Here is a 16,262-nt window from a genome sequence, read left to right on the forward strand (position 1 = left end):
ACCCAGGTCCCTGAGCCTGTCGAAGGGACCGCGACGCGCGCGCCCCCGGTGGCTTCGACAGGCTCAGCCACCTCGCCTCAGGCCCGACAACCTCGCAACCCAGGTCCCTGAGCCTGTCGAAGGGACCGCGACCCGCGTGCCCCCGGTGGCTTCGACAAGCTCAGCCACCTCGCCCAGCAACCCGCGCGCCCCCGGTGGCTTCGACAAGCTCAGCCACCTCGCTTCAGGCCCGGCAACCTCGCAACCCAGGTCCCTGAGCCTGTCGAAGGGACCGCGACGCGCGCGCCCCCGGTGGCTTCGACAGGCTCAGCCACCTCGCCCAGCAACCCGCGCACCCCGACGGCTTCGACAAGCTCAGCCACCTCCCTGCCCCGGAACGCAAAGAGCCCGCCGACGCACGAAGGCGTCGACGGACTCAGCAGCGCGAACCCGGAGGCTCAGGCGAACTCGGCGTCGTCGTCGTAACGCACGACGACCTCGCCCGCGGCATCCTGGCTCACGATGACCCCGGTGTCGAGCTCGGCGACGGGGCGCCCCTCGAGGAAGGTCAGCGTCCACTTCGGAGCGGGCGCGCTGAGCCCGTCGGGGTTCAGCGCGGCTTCGACGGCGGCGATCTGGGCGTGAAGAACCTCGGGAACAGCCTTGGGCGGCTGCTCGCGGGCGGTCCAGCGGGTTCCGAGTTGCATCAGGCCTCCTGGGGTGCGAAAACGATGTCGGTCACGGTGGTGGTGTCGGCCTCGGCGAACAAGATCGTCTCGATGCGGCCCACGGCGCGCAGGTCGCCCTCGGCGAGGCGCAGGGCCTCGACGTTCGGCCCCGACACGGTGAGCGAGGTCACCTGCGTCTTCTGCGAGGCCTTGGCCTCGGTCTTGGCGCGACGGATGCCGATGAGGGCGGCGCTCACCGCGGTGAGAACTGCCGGGTCGCCCTCGATGCCGAGCGGCTCGGGCCAGGCCGCGGTGTGCACCGAGCCCTCTTCGAACCACGACCACACCTCTTCGGACGCGAACGACAGCACGGGCGCGAACAGACGGACGAGCGTCGACAGCGCCGTGCGCAGCGCGAGGGCGGCCGAGGCCTGGCCCACGTCGGACTGGTCGTACGCGCGCTCCTTCACGAGCTCGAGGTAGTCGTCGCAGAACGTCCAGAAGAACGACTCCGTGATCTCGAGCGCCCGCGCGTGGTCGTACGCCTCGAAGGCGGCGGTGGCGTCGCGCACCACGGCATCCAGCGTTGCGAGCATCGACGCGTCGAGCGCGTGCGTCACCGCGGCGCCCTCGGGCACGGGGAACGACAGCACGAACTTCGCCGCGTTCAGCAGCTTGATCGCGAGGCGCCGACCGATCTTCACCTGCGTCGGGTTCTGCGGGTCGAACGCCGCGTCGGTGCCCAGGCGGCTCGACGCCGACCAGTAGCGCACCGCGTCGGAACCGTGCTGCTTGAGGATGTCGGCGGGCGTGACGACGTTGCCCTTCGACTTCGACATCTTCTTGCGGTCGGGGTCGACGATGAAGCCCGAGATCGCGGCATCCGTCCACGGGCTGCGGTCGTCTTCGAGGGCGCTGCGCAGCATGGTCGAGAAGAGCCACGTGCGGATGATGTCCTGCCCCTGGGGGCGCAGGTCGAACGGGGCCACGAGATTCCACAGCTCCTCGTCGCGCTGCCAGCCACCGGCCAGCTGCGGGGTGAGCGACGAGGTCGCCCACGTGTCGAGGATGTCGCGCTCGGCGTCGAAGCCGCCCGCCGCGCCCCGCTGGTCTTCGGTGTAGCCCGGGGGCACGTCCACCGTCGGGTCGACCGGCAGCGAGGCGAGATCGGGCGTCAGCACGCGCGAGTAGTCGCGCTCACCACTGTCGTCGAGGCCGTACCAGACCGGGATCGGCACGCCGAAGAACCGCTGACGCGACACGAGCCAGTCGCCCGTGAGGCCGCTGGTCCAGTTCTCGAAGCGCACGCGCATGAAGTCGGGATGCCACGACATCTCGCGACCGAGCGAGATGAGGCGCTCGCGCAGCTCGGCGTCGCGCGCGCCGTTGCGGATGTACCACTGGCGCGTCGACACGATCTCGAGCGGGCGGTCGCCCTTCTCGAAGAACTTCACGGGGTGGGTGAAGGGCTTGGGGGCGCCCTCCATGACGCCGGACTCCTGCAGGAGCTCGACGATGCGCTTCTTGGCGCTGAACACGGTCTTGCCCGCGAGCTCGTCGTAGGCCGCCCTCGCGGCATCCGTCACGATCACATCGGGGGCCTCGGCCACGATGCGGCCGTCCTTGCCGATGATGGTGCGGTTCGGCAGGTCGAGCTCGCGCCACCAGATGATGTCGGTCACGTCGCCGAAGGTGCAGATCATGGCGATGCCCGATCCCTTGTCCTTCTGCGCGAGGGGGTGCGCGAGCACCGGCACCTCGACGTCGAACAGAGGCGTGCGCACGGTCGTGCCGAACAGCGGCTGGTACCGCTCGTCGTCGGGGTTGGCCACCAGCGCCACGCAGGCCGGCAGCAGCTCCGGGCGGGTGGTCTCGATGAACACATCGCCCGAGCCGTCGGTCTTGGCGAAGCCCACCCGGTGGTACGCGGCGGGCTGGTCGCGGTCCTCGAGCTCGGCCTGGGCGATCGCGGAGCGGAAGTCCACGTCCCACAGCGTCGGGGCCATCGACTGGTACGCCTCGCCGCGCTCGATGTTGCGCAGGAACGCCAGCTGGCTCGTGCGGATCGAGTCGTCGGAGATCGTGCGGTAGGTCTGCGTCCAGTCGACGCTGAGGCCCAGCTCGCGGAAGAGCTCCTCGAACTGCTTCTCGTCTTCGATCGTCAGCTGCTCGCACAGCTCGATGAAGTTGCGGCGGCTGATGGGCACCTGGTCGGCGGCCTTGCTGCTCTTGTTGTCGCCGCCCGCGAACGGCGGGGTGAAGTCGGCGTCATAGGGGAGCGAGGGGTCGCAGCGCACGCCGTAGTAGTTCTGCACGCGGCGCTCGGTCGGCAGGCCGTTGTCGTCCCAGCCCATGGGGTAGAACACGGTCTTGCCGCGCATGCGCTCGAAGCGCACCTTCACGTCGGTGTGCGTGAACGAGAACACGTGGCCGATGTGGAGGCTTCCGGATGCCGTCGGCGGCGGGGTGTCGACGGAGTACACGCCCTGGCGGCCGAGCTCGGCGGCGCGCAGGCGGTCGAAGACGTAGGTGCCGCGTTCACGCCAGGCGGCGTCCCATTTCTGCTCGAGGCCTTCCAGGGCGGGCTTGTCGGGAATGGTGGCCATAGGGGTACTCCTCGAGCGATATGGGCGGCACTGTGTGAGCGTGCCTGATGGGTTCTGCGTCCACGATACCGGGGGTCTCGCGCGAGCGCGCGTCGGGGCGCGCAAGCTCAGCGATTCGCGCAGATTCAGCCCGGCGGGGCGAATGCGGGCTGAGCTTGTGGGGATTGCTGAGGTTGCGCGGACATGCGTCACGTGCCGCGCGGTGTGAGGGAATCGCGCATCCTCAGCTTGCGAGGGTGGATGCCGACTGAGATTGCGGGGATCGCGGAGGTTGCGCGGACGATCACGCAATCGGCGCCCGCACAGGGTCAGGGATTCGCGCACCTTCAGCTTCCGGAGGCGGATGCCGACTGAGATTGCGAGGATCGCTGAGATTGCTCCATCTGCAGCGATTTGCGTGTTGGCATTCCTCCCCAGCGGGATGTTCATCCACAGGGGTCGCCGCGGTGCGTTTTCGCTGCTCCAGGCGGGCGACGATGGCGCACATGGATGACGCCCTCGCCCGTGCCGTCGCAACGCGAACCGCTGAACTCGGAGGCGTTGTCCGCCCGACCCGTCTCATCCGCGAGGGGCACAGCCGACACCGGATCTCCCAAGCGCTCCAACGTGGATTCGTTCTGAGGGTCAGGCGGGACTGGATCGCGCTTCCGACGGCCGACGCACACGTGGTCTCCGCCGCGCGAACGGGCGTCGTGCTGTCGTGCGTCACCGCCGCCGACAGGCGTGGGCTGTGGGTCGCCGAACGGCCGGACAAGCCACACGTCGCGTATCCCGGCCGGGGAAGGGTCGCAGGTCCTGCCGCCGTCGTGCACTGGCAGCGGGCTATCGTCCCTCGGCATCCGGATCTGCTCGAAGACGAGATCGAGAACATCCTGCTCACTGTCGCCTCGTGTCAGCCGTACGAGGCGGCTCGCGCGATCTGGGACTCCGCGCTGAACAAGAAGCTGGTCGATCTGGCGCACCTCCGCCGTCTGCCCTGGACCGGTGCCGCACGCCGGCTCGTTCGAGAGGCGTCGCCCTGGGCCGACTCCGGGCTCGAGACGTTCGTGATCGTCCGACTGCGGTGGATGGGTCTCCCCATCCGATCGCAGATCTGGATCCACGGTCATCGCGTCGACTTCCTCATCGGAGAGCGGCTCGTCCTTCAGGTGGACGGCGGACACCACGTCGGGGCGCAGCGCACGGAAGACATCCGCCACGACGCGGAACTGATGCTGCTGGGCTACCACGTCATCCGCGTGGGATACGAGCAGGTCATGAACCGCTGGCCCGAGGTGCAGGAGCAGATCATGCACGCCGTGGCGCAGGGGCTGCACAAGGCGTGAGCGGTCGCGCACACTCAGCGATTCGCAGATCTTCAGCAAGATGGGGCGGATGCCGACGGAGGTTCTGCGAATCTCGGAGGTGAGGCGGGTTACGAGCGAGACGCCGGCCGCGCAGCTCAGCAATCCGCACGGAGTCGCCGATCCGCGCGACCTCGGTGCCGAAAGACGGATGCCGACGGAGACTGGGCGTACCACTGAGGTGGTGAGTTCCTGTGGGTACACGGTGCTGCTTTCGCAAACTCAGCGATTCGCACATCCTCGGCCCCGAGGGGCGCATGCCGACTGAGGTTGTGAGAATCGCTGACTTTCTGCGGCGGGGCACCCGCCCGCGTTCGCTGTGAGCGCGCGCGGCGCCGCGGACTTTCCGCACCCGGTCCAGGAACCCCGGTAAGCTGAAAGCCTTCCCACCAGAGATTCCGAGGTTTCTCCATGCCTTCTTCGCTTTCGCGCCGCGTGCTGTCGGCTGTCGCCGTCGCGGCCGTCGCCGCCCTCTCGCTCTCGGCCTGCGCCGGGTCGGACCCCGCCGCGCAGGGCGACGGCGAGGTCGTCTGGGCGATCGAGGGAGCGAACCTCTCGGCCGGGCACATGGATCCGCAGACCAGCCAGCTCGACGTGTCGGCGATGGTGCAGCGCGCGGTGCTCGACTCGCTCGTGTTCCAGGAGGCCGACGGTACGTTCTCGCCGTGGCTCGCCGAGTCGTGGGACGTCGAGGACGGCGGCGCGAGCTACCTCTTCCGCCTGCGCACCGACGTGACCTTCCACGACGGCACCCCTTTCGACGCGGCCGCGGTCAAGGCGAACTTCGACCGCATCGTGAACCCCGACACCGCTTCGGCGCAGGCGGCCAGCATGCTCGGCGGTGACCTGTACGCGGGCACCGATGTCGTCGACGAGCACACCGTGCGGGTGCGCTTCACGCAGCCCTACGCTCCGTTCCTGCAGGCCGCCAGCACCGCCCTGCTCGGCTTCTACTCGCCGAAGGTGCTCGAGACCAAGGCCGACCAGCTGAAGGCCGGCGGCCCCGACGTGACCGTCGGCACCGGCCCGTTCGAGCTCACCGAATACACGCCCGACCAGGACATCGTGTACACCCGCAACGACGACTACACGTGGGGTCCCGACGGCGGTGGCAAGCCGAGCTTCAAGACGCTGCGCGTCGACATCCTCCCCGAGGCGTCGGTGCGCGTCGGTGCGCTCTCGAGCGGACAGGCCGACGTGGTGACCAACCTGCCGCCGAACCTCGTGCAGCAGGTTCCCGCCGACGACACCGTGAAGTCGATCGCCTACCCGGGCCTGCCGTACTCGCTGTTCCTCAACGAGAAGTACGGCGTCTTCGCCGACCAGAAGGTGCGTCAGGCGTTCACCCGCGCGATCGACGTCGACACCGCGGTGAACGAGATCTTCTTCGGTCAGTACCCCCGCGCCTGGAGCGTCCTCGGCGCGACGACCCCCGGCTACGACGCGAGCCTCGAGAACTCCTGGCCCTTCGACCAGGCTCAGGCCAACGCCCTTCTCGACGAGGCCGGATGGACGGGTCGGGATGCCGACGGCATCCGGACCAAAGACGGTCAGCGTCTCACCGCCCGGTGGATCGCCTGGACCCCGGTTCCCGACGACCGCGCCGCACTCGCCAACGCCGTGCAGAGCGACCTGAAGGCCGTGGGCTTCGACCTGCAGCGCGAGGTGCTCGAGCCGGGTGCCTACAACGAGCAGTACGGCCCCAAGACCTACGACGTCACCGACTGGGGCTTCTCGGGCGTCGACGCCGACCTGCTGCGCAGCCACCTCGCCACCGACGGGTTCCAGAACGCCTCGCAGGTGAGCGACCCCGCCCTCGACGCGCTGCTCGAGCAGGGCGCCTCGACGACCGACCCCGCCGCCCGCAATGCGATCTACGCCCAGGTGCAGCAATGGAACGCCGACCAGGCCACCATCGTGCCGCTGTACAGCCCGGCCCTGATCAGCGCCGTGACCCCGAAGGTCTCGGGTCTGACGTTCGACCTGTACGGCCGTCCGCTCTTCGCGACCGCTACGGTCGGCTGAGCCGTCGGGTCTCAGACACACTATTCGGATGCCACGCTCTCGCTCGCACGTACTGCTGACGCGCCTCGGCGGGATCGTGGCATCCGTCGTCCTGGTGCTCTGGGGAGCGGCGACGCTGGCGTTCATGGCGTTCCGGATCATCCCGGGCGACCCGGTCGACGTGCTGCTCGGACCGCAGGCGCAGGTGAGCGAGGCGGTCAAGGCCGGCATCCGCAGCGACCTGGGTCTCGACCGACCCGTGCTCGAGCAGTACGCGACCTTCCTCGGCAGGCTCGTGCGCGGCGACCTCGGTGAGTCGTACCAGCTGCGCCAACCGGTCGTCGAGGTCATCGGGCGCCAGCTCGCCCCGACTCTGCAGCTCTCCGCGCTCGCGCTGGTGATCGCCGTGGTGCTGGCCCTCGCCTCGTCGCTGCTCGTGCGCGGGCGGACCGGTCGGGCCGTGGCATCCGGGATCGAACTCGTCGTGCTGTCGTCGCCGGTGTTCTGGACGGGGCTGCTGCTGCTGAGCGTCTTCTCGTTCCAGCTCGGGTGGTTCCCAGTGTCGGGGGCGCGGGATGCCGCCGCGATCGTGCTGCCCGCGGTGACCCTGGCCCTGCCGATCGCGGCGCTGCTGTCGCAGGTGCTGCGCGACGGCGTCGAAGCGGCCGAGCGCGAGCCGTTCCTCACCACCGTCCGCGCGCGCGGGGCGACGCCCCTGCGCGAGAGCGTGCACCACACGCTGCGCCACGCGAGCGTCGGGGGAGTGACGCTCGCGGCCTATCTCGTCGGGTGGCTGCTCGGCGGCGCGGTGCTGGTCGAGACCGTGTTCGCCCGACCCGGCATCGGCCGCGTGACGCTGACGGCGATCACCGACCGCGACCTGCCGGTGATCACGGGCGTGATCCTGCTGAGCGCCCTCGTCTTCGTCGTCGTGAACACCGTCGTCGACCTCGTCGTGCCCCTGATCGACCCGCGCCTGCGCACCGCCGCGCCGGCGGTGGCCGCCCGAGCGGCGGTGCCGTCGTGAGCGCCCCCGTCACGCTGCGGCAGCGCACCCTCCGCGGTCAGGCCGCCGCGCTGTGGATCGCCGGCGCCGTGCTCGCCCTCATCGCCCTGGCCGCCGTCGCCCCCGGGCTGCTCGCGACCCACGACCCGCTGCTGACCGACGTGCGCGCTACCCTGCAGCCGCCCAGCGCCGCGCACTGGTTCGGCACCGACCAGAGCGGACGCGACGTGTACTCGCGCGTGATCTACGGGGCCGGACGCTCGGTCGGCATCGGCCTGCTCGCCACCGGCCTCGCCCTGGTCGTCGGGGTGATCGCCGGTTCGCTCTCGGCCGTCGCGCCGCGATGGGCGGATGCCGCGGCCATGCGCATCGTCGACGTGCTGCTCGCGTTTCCGGAGTTCCTCGTCGCCCTGCTGGTCGTCGCGGTGCTCGGTCCCGGCCCGGTCAACGTCGCGGTCGCCGTGACCATCGCCGCGGTGCCCGTGTACATCCGCCTGGCGCGGGCGCAGACGCGCACCCTCGCCGCAACCGAACACGTCGAGGCCGCACGGATCATCGGGGTGCCGACCGCCGTCGTGCACGTGCGGCACGTGCTGCCCGGCGTGCTGGGCGCGGTGAGCGTGCTGGCCACGATCGGCATCGGTACCTCCATCCTCGCCGCCGCCGGGCTGAGCTTCCTCGGGCTCGGCCCCACCGAACCCACCGCCGAATGGGGCCTCATGCTCTCCGCCGGACGCAACCTGCTGCTGCAGGCGCCGTGGGTAGCCGTCTTCCCCGGGCTCGCGATCACCGCGACCGTCGTGAGCGTCAGCGTGATCGGCCGCATCCTGCGCGCCCGCGCCGAGGAGCGCGACGCATGAGCGGGCTGCGGGTGCGTGGACTCCGCATCGACGGACCGACCGGCGCGATCGTGCGCGGGCTCGACCTCGACGTCGCCCCGGGCGAATGCGTCGCGATCGTGGGGGAGTCGGGCACCGGCAAGTCGGTGAGCGCCCGCGCCCTGCTCGGCCTCCTGCCCGCGGGCCTCACGGCTCGCACCGACGAGCTCGAGGTCGACGGCGTCGACGCCCGATCGTTCGGCGAGCGGCAGTGGCGCGGGCTGCGCGGCGACCGGATCGCCCTCGTGTCGCAGGACGCCCTCGTCTCGCTCGACCCGCTGCGACGCATCGGTGCCGAGGTGGCCGAGCCCGTCCGCATCCATGAGCCCGACGTGCGGGGAACGGCCTTGGCCGTACGCGTGCGCGAGAGCCTCGAGCGCGTGTCGCTGCCCGAGCCAGACACGCGAGCACGTCAGTACCCCCACGAGCTGTCGGGAGGTCTGCGCCAGCGCGCGCTGATCGCCTCCGCTCTCGCCGCGAACCCCACCGTGCTGGTCGCCGACGAGCCCACGACGGCGTTGGATGCCACCGTGCAGGCGCGCGTGCTCGACCTGCTGCGCCGCATCGCCGACGACGGCGTGGCCGTGGTCTTCATCAGTCACGACCTCGGGGCGGTCGCCCGCGTGGCGGATCGCGTCGTCGTGATGCACGAGGGGCGCGTCGTCGAGACCGGGTCGACCGCCGAGGTGCTCGCTTCTCCGCGCGACCCGCACACGCGCGCGCTCGTCGAGGCGGTGTCGCACGAGCCGCTCCGCCGGGCACCGCGCACCGACGCCCCGATCTTCACCGCCGACGCGCTGATCAAACGCTTCGGCGACCGGGCCGCGGTCGACGACGTGTCGATCGAGGTGCGCCGCGGTCGGACCCTCGCGGTCGTGGGGGAGTCGGGGTCGGGCAAGACGACCCTCGCGCGCCTGATCGTCGGAGTGACGGATCCGGATGCCGGGACCATGACGTTCGCGGGCCGCCCCTGGTCGTCGCGGGTCGCCCGCGGCGCCGCGCGGACCCGCGTGCAGCTCGTGCAGCAGAACCCGTGGGGCGCCCTCGACCCCCGCTGGACGGTCGGCCGCACGCTCACCGAGGCCGTGGCCGCCGGGGGAGTCGCGCGTTCCGAACGTCGCTCCGCCGTCGCCGCGCTGCTCGAAGAGGTGGGCCTGTCTCCCGCGTTCGTCCGGCACCGGCCCGCGCAGCTGTCGGGCGGGCAGCGCCAACGCGTCGCGATCGCCCGCGCCCTCGCCGTGACGCCCGACCTCCTCGTGCTCGACGAGCCGGTGTCGGCGCTCGACGCGTCGGTGCGCGCGCGGATCCTCGACCGCCTGCGCGCCCTGCAGACCGAGCGCGACCTCGCGATGGTGTTCGTCACGCACGACCTCGACGTGGTGGCCGGCATCGCCGATGACGTGATCGTCATGAAGGACGGGCGCGTCGTCGACTCGGGCACCGTGTCGTGCGTCTTCGCGGCTCCGCGGCATCCGTTCACCCGAGAGCTGCTGGCCGCGGCGGGTCTGGGCGCGCCCGGGGTGTGAGCCGGGGGTCGTGTCCGGCCCTTCTGCCTCCTCCGTTGAGTGTCCATAACACCCGGACGAGACCGCCCCCGCGTCCGGGTTTCTTGGACGCTCGACCGCCGCGCACACCCCGCAGCGCGCCGCGCGCGGCTCGCGTAGACTGGACGCACACGCACCGATCCGGCCATCACCGGGGAGCACGCGGAAGAACGTCCGGCCCTTCGACTCGCTCAGGGACCGGATCAGTAGAACCGCGCGGGGCAGGCCCGTCACAGCCGCAGTGAGAGTGGCACCGGTCCCGAACGGGGGCGGCGCAACGCGGGGTGGTACCGCGGTCCGCACGGATCGTCCCCGCAGGTGGATCCCAACCTGCGGAGAGACATGACCTACCCACGCCCCTCATCCTTCGGCCCGGCCGCTGACGCGCAGAGCGTCGCCGCCACGGCATCCGTCGTTCCGAGCCCCCGCTTCCCGTCGATCGAGAACGACACGCTCGACTTCTGGGCGCACGACGACACCTTCCGTGCCTCGATCGCCAACCGCGAGGGCGCCGAGGAGTGGGTCTTCTACGACGGCCCGCCCTTCGCCAACGGCCTTCCGCACTACGGCCACCTGCTCACCGGCTACGCGAAGGACGTCTTCCCGCGTTTCCAGACGATGCGCGGCAAGAAGGTCGACCGCGTCTTCGGGTGGGACACGCACGGTCTTCCCGCCGAGCTCGAGGCCATGAAGCAGCTCGGCATCACCGAGAAGGACGAGATCGAGGCAATGGGCGTGGCGCCCTTCAACGCCAAGGCCCGTGAGTCGGTGCTCGAGTACACGCGCGACTGGCAGGACTACGTCACGCGTCAGGCCCGCTGGGTCGACTTCGAGCGCGGCTACAAGACGCTCGACACGACCTACATGGAGAGCGTGCTGTGGGCGTTCAAGACGCTCCACGACAAGGGTCTCGCCTACGAGGGCTATCGCGTGCTGCCGTACTGCTGGCGCGACGAGACGCCCCTGTCGACGCACGAGCTGCGCATGGACGACGACGTCTACAAGATGCGTCAGGACCCCTCGGTCACCGTGACTTTCCCGCTCGTCGGGGCCAAGGCCGAGGCGCTGGGTCTCACGGGCGTCCGCGCGCTGGCGTGGACGACGACGCCGTGGACGCTCCCGACGAACCTCGCGCTGGCCGTGGGTCCCGGCATCCGCTACGCCGTGATCGAGGGCGGGCCGAACGGTGCCGCCGACGTGCACCGCGCTCCCGACGGCACGCCCGACGAGGCGTTCGAGGCCGTCGCCCACCGCTACCTGCTGGCCGAAGACCTGCTTCCGGGCTACGCCAAGGACCTCGGATACGAGAGCGCGGATGCCGCCCGCGAGGCCGTGCAGTCCACGATCTTGGGCTCCGAGCTCGAGGGCGTGTCGTACGACCGCCTCTTCGACTACTACGCCGATGCCTCGGTGTGGGGCACGCAGGACGCCTGGAAGATCCTCGTCGACGACTACGTCACCGTCAGCGACGGCACGGGCATCGTGCACCAGGCTCCGGCCTACGGTGAGGACGACAAGCGGTTGGCGGATGCCGCGGGCCTGCCGACGATCATCTCGCTCGACGACAGCGGCCGCTTCCTGCCCGCCGTCGCCGACGTCGCCGGCGAGCTGTGGATGGAGGCCAACCGCCCTCTGATCCGCCTGCTCAAGCAGGACGGGCGCCTGCTGCGCGAAGCCTCGTACGAGCACTCGTACCCGCACTGCTGGCGCTGCCGGAACCCCCTGATCTACAAGGCCGTGTCGAGCTGGTTCGTGCGCGTGACCGACATCAAGGACGACCTGCTGACGAACAACCAGCAGATCACCTGGGTGCCCGAGAACGTCAAGGAGGGCCAGTTCGGCAAGTGGCTCGAGGGTGCGCGCGACTGGTCGATCAGCCGCAACCGCTACTGGGGCTCGCCGATCCCGGTGTGGAAGAGCGACGACCCGAACTACCCGCGCGTCGACGTCTACGGCTCGCTCGCCGACATGGAGGCCGACTTCGGCCGCCTTCCGGTGAACGCCGACGGCGAGGTCGACCTGCACCGCCCGTACATCGACGACCTCACGCGTCCGAACCCCGACGACCCGACGGGGAAGTCGACGATGCGCCGCATCGAAGACGTGCTCGACGTGTGGTTCGACTCGGGCTCGATGCCGTTCGCGCAGGTGCACTACCCGTTCGAGAACCACGAGTGGTTCGACGAGCACGCCCCCGCCGACTTCATCGTCGAGTACATCGGGCAGACGCGCGGCTGGTTCTACGTGATGCACGTGCTCTCGACCGCGCTGTTCGACCGCCCGGCGTTCACCGGGGTGTCGTGCCACGGCATCGTGCTGGGCAACGACGGGCAGAAGATGTCGAAGTCGCTGCGCAACTACCCCGACGTGCGCGAGGTGTTCGATCGCGACGGGTCGGATGCCATGCGGTGGTTCCTCATGTCGTCGAGCGTGCTGCGCGGGGGCAACCTCGTCGTGACCGAGGAGGGCATCCGTTCGGGCGTGCGCGAGTTCCTGCTGCCGCTGTGGAACGCGTGGTACTTCTTCGCGACGTATTCGAACGCTTCGGCAGGCTCAGCGGGGGCCGCCTCGGGCGCCGGCGGGTACGAGGCCGAGTGGCGCACCGACTCCACCGACGTGCTCGACCGCTACATCCTGGCCCTCACCGGCGATCTCGTGACGAACGTCGCGGCCGACCTCGAGGGGCTCGACTCCACGACGGCGGCCGAGCGCCTGCGCGACTTCGCCGAGGTGCTGACCAACTGGTACATCCGCCGTTCGCGCGACCGCTTCTGGGTGGGAGTGACCGACGACCCGCGCAGCCGCGAGGCATTCGACACGCTCTACACCGTGCTCGAGACGTTGACCCGCGTCGCCGCTCCGCTGCTGCCGCTGGTCACCGAGCGCGTCTGGCAGGGCCTGACGGGTGGGCGCAGCGTGCACCTGACCGACTGGCCCGACGCGTCGGCGTTCCCCGCCGCCGAGGACATCCGCACCGCGATGGACACCGTGCGCGAGGTCTCGAGCGTCGCCAACGCGTTGCGCAAGCGCGAGGGCAAGCGCGTGCGCCTGCCGCTGCCGCGTCTGACGGTGGTGACTCCGGATGCCGCGGGCCTGGCCCAGTTCGATGACATCCTCCGCGAGGAGCTCAACGTGAAGAGCGTCGAGCAGGTCGCCCTTCAAGACGGGACGGCCGCCGAGTACGGCATCACGCACCGCCTGTCGGTCAACGCACGCGCCGCCGGACCCCGCCTGGGCAAGCAGGTGCAGCAGGCGATCAAGGCCGCCCGCGAGGGCGACTGGAGCGAGGTCGACGGACGGGTCGTCGCGGGCGGCATCGCCCTCGAGCCCGCCGAGTACGACCTGGTCGTCGAGACCGCCGGTCGCCCCGAGGGCGAGGCGCTGGCCGTGCTCGCGGGCGGCGGCTTCGTGCTGCTCGACACCGTCACGACCCCCGAGCTCGAGGCCGAGGGCCTGGCCCGCGACATGATCCGCGGCATCCAGGACACCCGCAAGGCCGCCGGCTTCGACGTGAGCGACCGCATCTTCCTCTCGCTCACCTTCGTCGAAGACGCCGACGCGCAGGCCGTGGCCCAGGCGTTCGACGTCGCGGGCGTGGCATCCGAGACCCTCGCCGAAGCCGTCGTGCTCGCCGGTCCCGAGGGTCGCCTGATCGAGCGCGGCGAACTCGCGCCGGCCGAGTACGAGACCGTCATCGACGCCAAGACCTACGCGAACGTCGGCGCCGTCACGGTGGCCGTCGCGCGGATCGGAGCCCCCGCATGAGCGATCGCACCAGGGCGGATGCCGTCTATTCGGCGCTGCTCGAACGCCAGGGCGAGCAGTGGGTGCAGCCGCGCGTCGAGCGCACGCGCCGCGTGCTCGAAATGTTGGCCGACCCGCAGCGCACGTACCGCGTCATCCACGTGACGGGCACGAACGGCAAGACCTCGACCAGCCGCATGATCGAGAGCCTGCTGCGTGCGATGGGGCTTCGCACGGGCCTGTTCACCAGCCCGCACCTCGAGCGCTTCACCGAGCGGATCCTCATCGACGGAGAACCCGTGGCCGACGCCGCGATCGCCGACGCGTGGGACGAGATCCAGCCGTTCGTCGGCATGGTCGACGGCGAGCTCGAAGCCGCCGGAGACGCCCCGCTGACGTTCTTCGAGCTGCTCACGGTGCTCGCGTTCGTCGTCGCGGCCGACGCGCCGATCGACGTGCTCGTGCTCGAGGTCGGCATGGGCGGGGAGTGGGACTCCACGAACACCGCCGACGGCGACGTCGCGGTCTTCACCCCGATCGACATCGATCACGTCGACCGTCTGGGCTCGACGATCGCCGAGATCGCCACGGTGAAGGCCGGCATCATCAAGCCGGGTGCCGCGGTCGTCTCGGCCGCGCAGCCCGACGAGGCCCTGCGCGCGATCCGCGCTCGCGCCGAGAAGGAGGGCGCGACGGTCGCGGTGGCCGGAGACGGCTTCGCCCTCGAGGGCCAAACCCTCGCGGTCGGCGGGCAGCAGCTCGACATCCGCGGGGTCGCGGGTGCGTACCGCGAGGTCTACCTGCCGATGTACGGCGCGCACCAGGGCGCCAACGCGGCCCTCGCCGTCGCTGCCGTTGAGTCGCTCATCGGGGGCGGCACCCAGCCCCTCGCCGCCGACGTGGTGGCCGACGGCATCGGCAACGCCACCTCGCCCGGCCGCCTGCAGCTCGTCGGCACCGCACCGACCGTGCTGGTCGACGCCGCGCACAACCCTCACGGCGCCCGCGCGTTGGTCGCCGCCCTCGACGAGGCCTTCGACATCGACGAGTGGGGCGCCGTGGTCGGCATCCTCGACGGGAAGGACGCGGTCGGCATCATGTCGGCCCTCGTCCCCGCCGTCGCGCGCGTGTTCGCCACGGCTCCCGACAGCGACCGCGCGACCGACCCCGACGTGATCGCCGATGTGGCCGAGGCCGCCGACCTTCCGGTCACCGTGCACCCGACCCTCGAAGACGCCGCCGACGCGGCGCGCGCGTGGGCCACGGAGTCCGACCGCCGGGCCGTCGTCATCGCCGGATCCGTCGTGCTCGCCGGAGAAGCCCTGCGCCTGTCGGAGCTCGAGGACTGGAAGTCGGGGTGGCAGGCGTGAGCCCGCGTGAGCCCCGCGCTCCGCGCCCCCGGCGCCAGCGCGGCGCGCAGGAGTCGCTCGGCTCCGTCGTGCTCGGCTTCGAGTCGATCATCGTCTTCCTCGGCGGTCTCGTCGTCTACGGCCTCAAGGTGCTCCCCGCGGGCATCGAGCCGTGGTGGGGGATCGTCGGCGGTGTCGTCATGGCGATCGCGATGGTCGCCGTCTCGGGCCTGCTGCGTCACCGCTGGGCGCTCTTCGCCGGGTGGGGCCTGCAGGTCGTGCTGCTGCTCGCCGGTTTCCTGGTTCCGGCCCTCGCCGTGGTCGCCGTCATTTTCGGCGGCATGTGGGCGTATGCGACGATCAAGGGAGCGGCGCTCGACCGACGCAACGCCCGGCTCGCCGCTGACCCCGACCTCTCGAACGGAGAATGACCCATGGCTACCGAAGAGACCCTCGTCCTGGTCAAGCCCGACGGCGTCGCCCGCGGCCTGACCGGTGCGATCCTGGCCCGCATCGAGGCGAAGGGCTACGCGCTCGTCGACATCCGCCTCGTCGAGCCTGACCGCGAGACCCTCGCCCAGCACTACGCCGAGCACGAGGGCAAGCCGTTCTACGAGCCGCTGCTCGAGTTCATGATGTCGGGACCCTCCGTCGCGATCCGCCTCGCCGGCAACCGCGTCATCGAGGGCTTCCGCTCGCTCGCGGGCACGACCGACCCCACCACCGCCGCCCCTGGCACGATCCGCGGCGACTTCGGCCGCGACTGGGGCCTCAAGGTGCAGCAGAACCTCGTCCACGGATCCGACAGTGTCGAGTCCGCCGAGCGCGAGCTCGCGATCTGGTTCTCCTGATCCCGGATGCCGAGAAGGCCGCCGCCCCGTGAGGGGTGGCGGCCTTCGTCGTTCGGGGGAGAGGTGGCTGACCCTGTCGAAGCCACCGGTGCCCTGCGTCAGGCTCGCGGCAGAGGTGGCTGAGCCTGTCGAAGCCACCGGGACCTGCGTCGGGCTCGCGGCAGAGGTGGCTGAACCTGTCGAAGCCACCGGGCCCTGCGTCGGGCTCGCGGCAGAGGTGGCTGAGCCTGTCGAAGCCACCGGGACCCGCGTCGGTCGGGGGAGAGGTGGCTGAGCCTGTCGAAGCCACC

The 16,262-nt window shown here is 70.7% G+C and carries 11 protein-coding genes; 9 read left to right on the forward strand and 2 right to left on the reverse strand.

Annotated features, from left to right (window positions below):
- Nucleotides 1–437: 437 nt before the first annotated feature.
- Nucleotides 438–686, reverse strand: a complete 249-nt coding sequence (locus FS769_RS16595; RefSeq protein WP_056231099.1) for a hypothetical protein — start codon at nt 684–686, stop codon at nt 438–440.
- Entirely contained in the window at nt 686–3,253 is a 2,568-nt protein-coding gene (valS, locus tag FS769_RS16600) for a valine--tRNA ligase (protein WP_144835389.1), read from the reverse strand. The genes FS769_RS16595 and valS overlap by 1 nt, the downstream gene beginning before the upstream one ends.
- Nucleotides 3,254–3,918: 665 nt before the next feature.
- Between valS and FS769_RS16605 the strand changes: the two genes are divergently transcribed.
- The 9 genes from FS769_RS16605 to ndk all read left to right on the forward strand — a co-directional run bounded on the left by FS769_RS16605 (nt 3,919) and on the right by ndk (nt 15,972).
- Nucleotides 3,919–4,578, forward strand: coding sequence for an endonuclease domain-containing protein (locus FS769_RS16605; RefSeq protein WP_260979797.1), 660 nt, complete (start codon nt 3,919–3,921; stop codon nt 4,576–4,578).
- Nucleotides 4,579–5,007: 429 nt separating this feature from the next.
- Complete coding sequence (locus tag FS769_RS16610) at nt 5,008–6,621, forward strand: ABC transporter substrate-binding protein (protein ID WP_144835393.1); 1,614 nt, start codon at nt 5,008–5,010, stop codon at nt 6,619–6,621.
- A 28-nt stretch (nt 6,622–6,649) separates the two neighbouring features.
- Nucleotides 6,650–7,627 (forward strand): ABC transporter permease, encoded by a 978-nt coding sequence (locus tag FS769_RS16615; RefSeq protein WP_144835395.1) that lies wholly within the window; start codon nt 6,650–6,652, stop codon nt 7,625–7,627.
- Nucleotides 7,624–8,466 carry an ABC transporter permease gene (locus FS769_RS16620; protein ID WP_230704709.1) on the forward strand — a complete coding sequence of 281 codons (843 nt, stop codon included), beginning with the start codon at nt 7,624–7,626 and terminating at the stop codon, nt 8,464–8,466. The genes FS769_RS16615 and FS769_RS16620 overlap by 4 nt, the downstream gene beginning before the upstream one ends.
- Nucleotides 8,463–10,010, forward strand: a complete 1,548-nt coding sequence (locus tag FS769_RS16625; protein WP_144835397.1) for an ABC transporter ATP-binding protein — start codon at nt 8,463–8,465, stop codon at nt 10,008–10,010. Before FS769_RS16620 ends, FS769_RS16625 begins: the two co-directional genes overlap by 4 nt.
- 360 nt (nt 10,011–10,370) lie before the next feature.
- Nucleotides 10,371–13,793, forward strand: coding sequence for an isoleucine--tRNA ligase (ileS, locus tag FS769_RS16630; protein WP_144835399.1), 3,423 nt, complete (start codon nt 10,371–10,373; stop codon nt 13,791–13,793).
- Nucleotides 13,790–15,142, forward strand: coding sequence for a folylpolyglutamate synthase/dihydrofolate synthase family protein (locus FS769_RS16635; protein ID WP_144835401.1), 1,353 nt, complete (start codon nt 13,790–13,792; stop codon nt 15,140–15,142). Before ileS ends, FS769_RS16635 begins: the two co-directional genes overlap by 4 nt.
- Nucleotides 15,139–15,552, forward strand: coding sequence for a DUF4233 domain-containing protein (locus FS769_RS16640; RefSeq protein WP_396652429.1), 414 nt, complete (start codon nt 15,139–15,141; stop codon nt 15,550–15,552). Before FS769_RS16635 ends, FS769_RS16640 begins: the two co-directional genes overlap by 4 nt.
- Nucleotides 15,553–15,555: 3 nt before the next feature.
- A complete protein-coding gene (ndk, locus tag FS769_RS16645) occupies nt 15,556–15,972 on the forward strand; it encodes a nucleoside-diphosphate kinase (protein WP_144785245.1) in 417 nt (138 codons plus the stop codon).
- Nucleotides 15,973–16,262 lie beyond the last annotated feature (290 nt).

It is taken from the genome of Microbacterium sp. BH-3-3-3, from assembly GCF_007679045.1.
Lineage (GTDB): Bacteria > Actinomycetota > Actinomycetes > Actinomycetales > Microbacteriaceae > Microbacterium > Microbacterium algihabitans.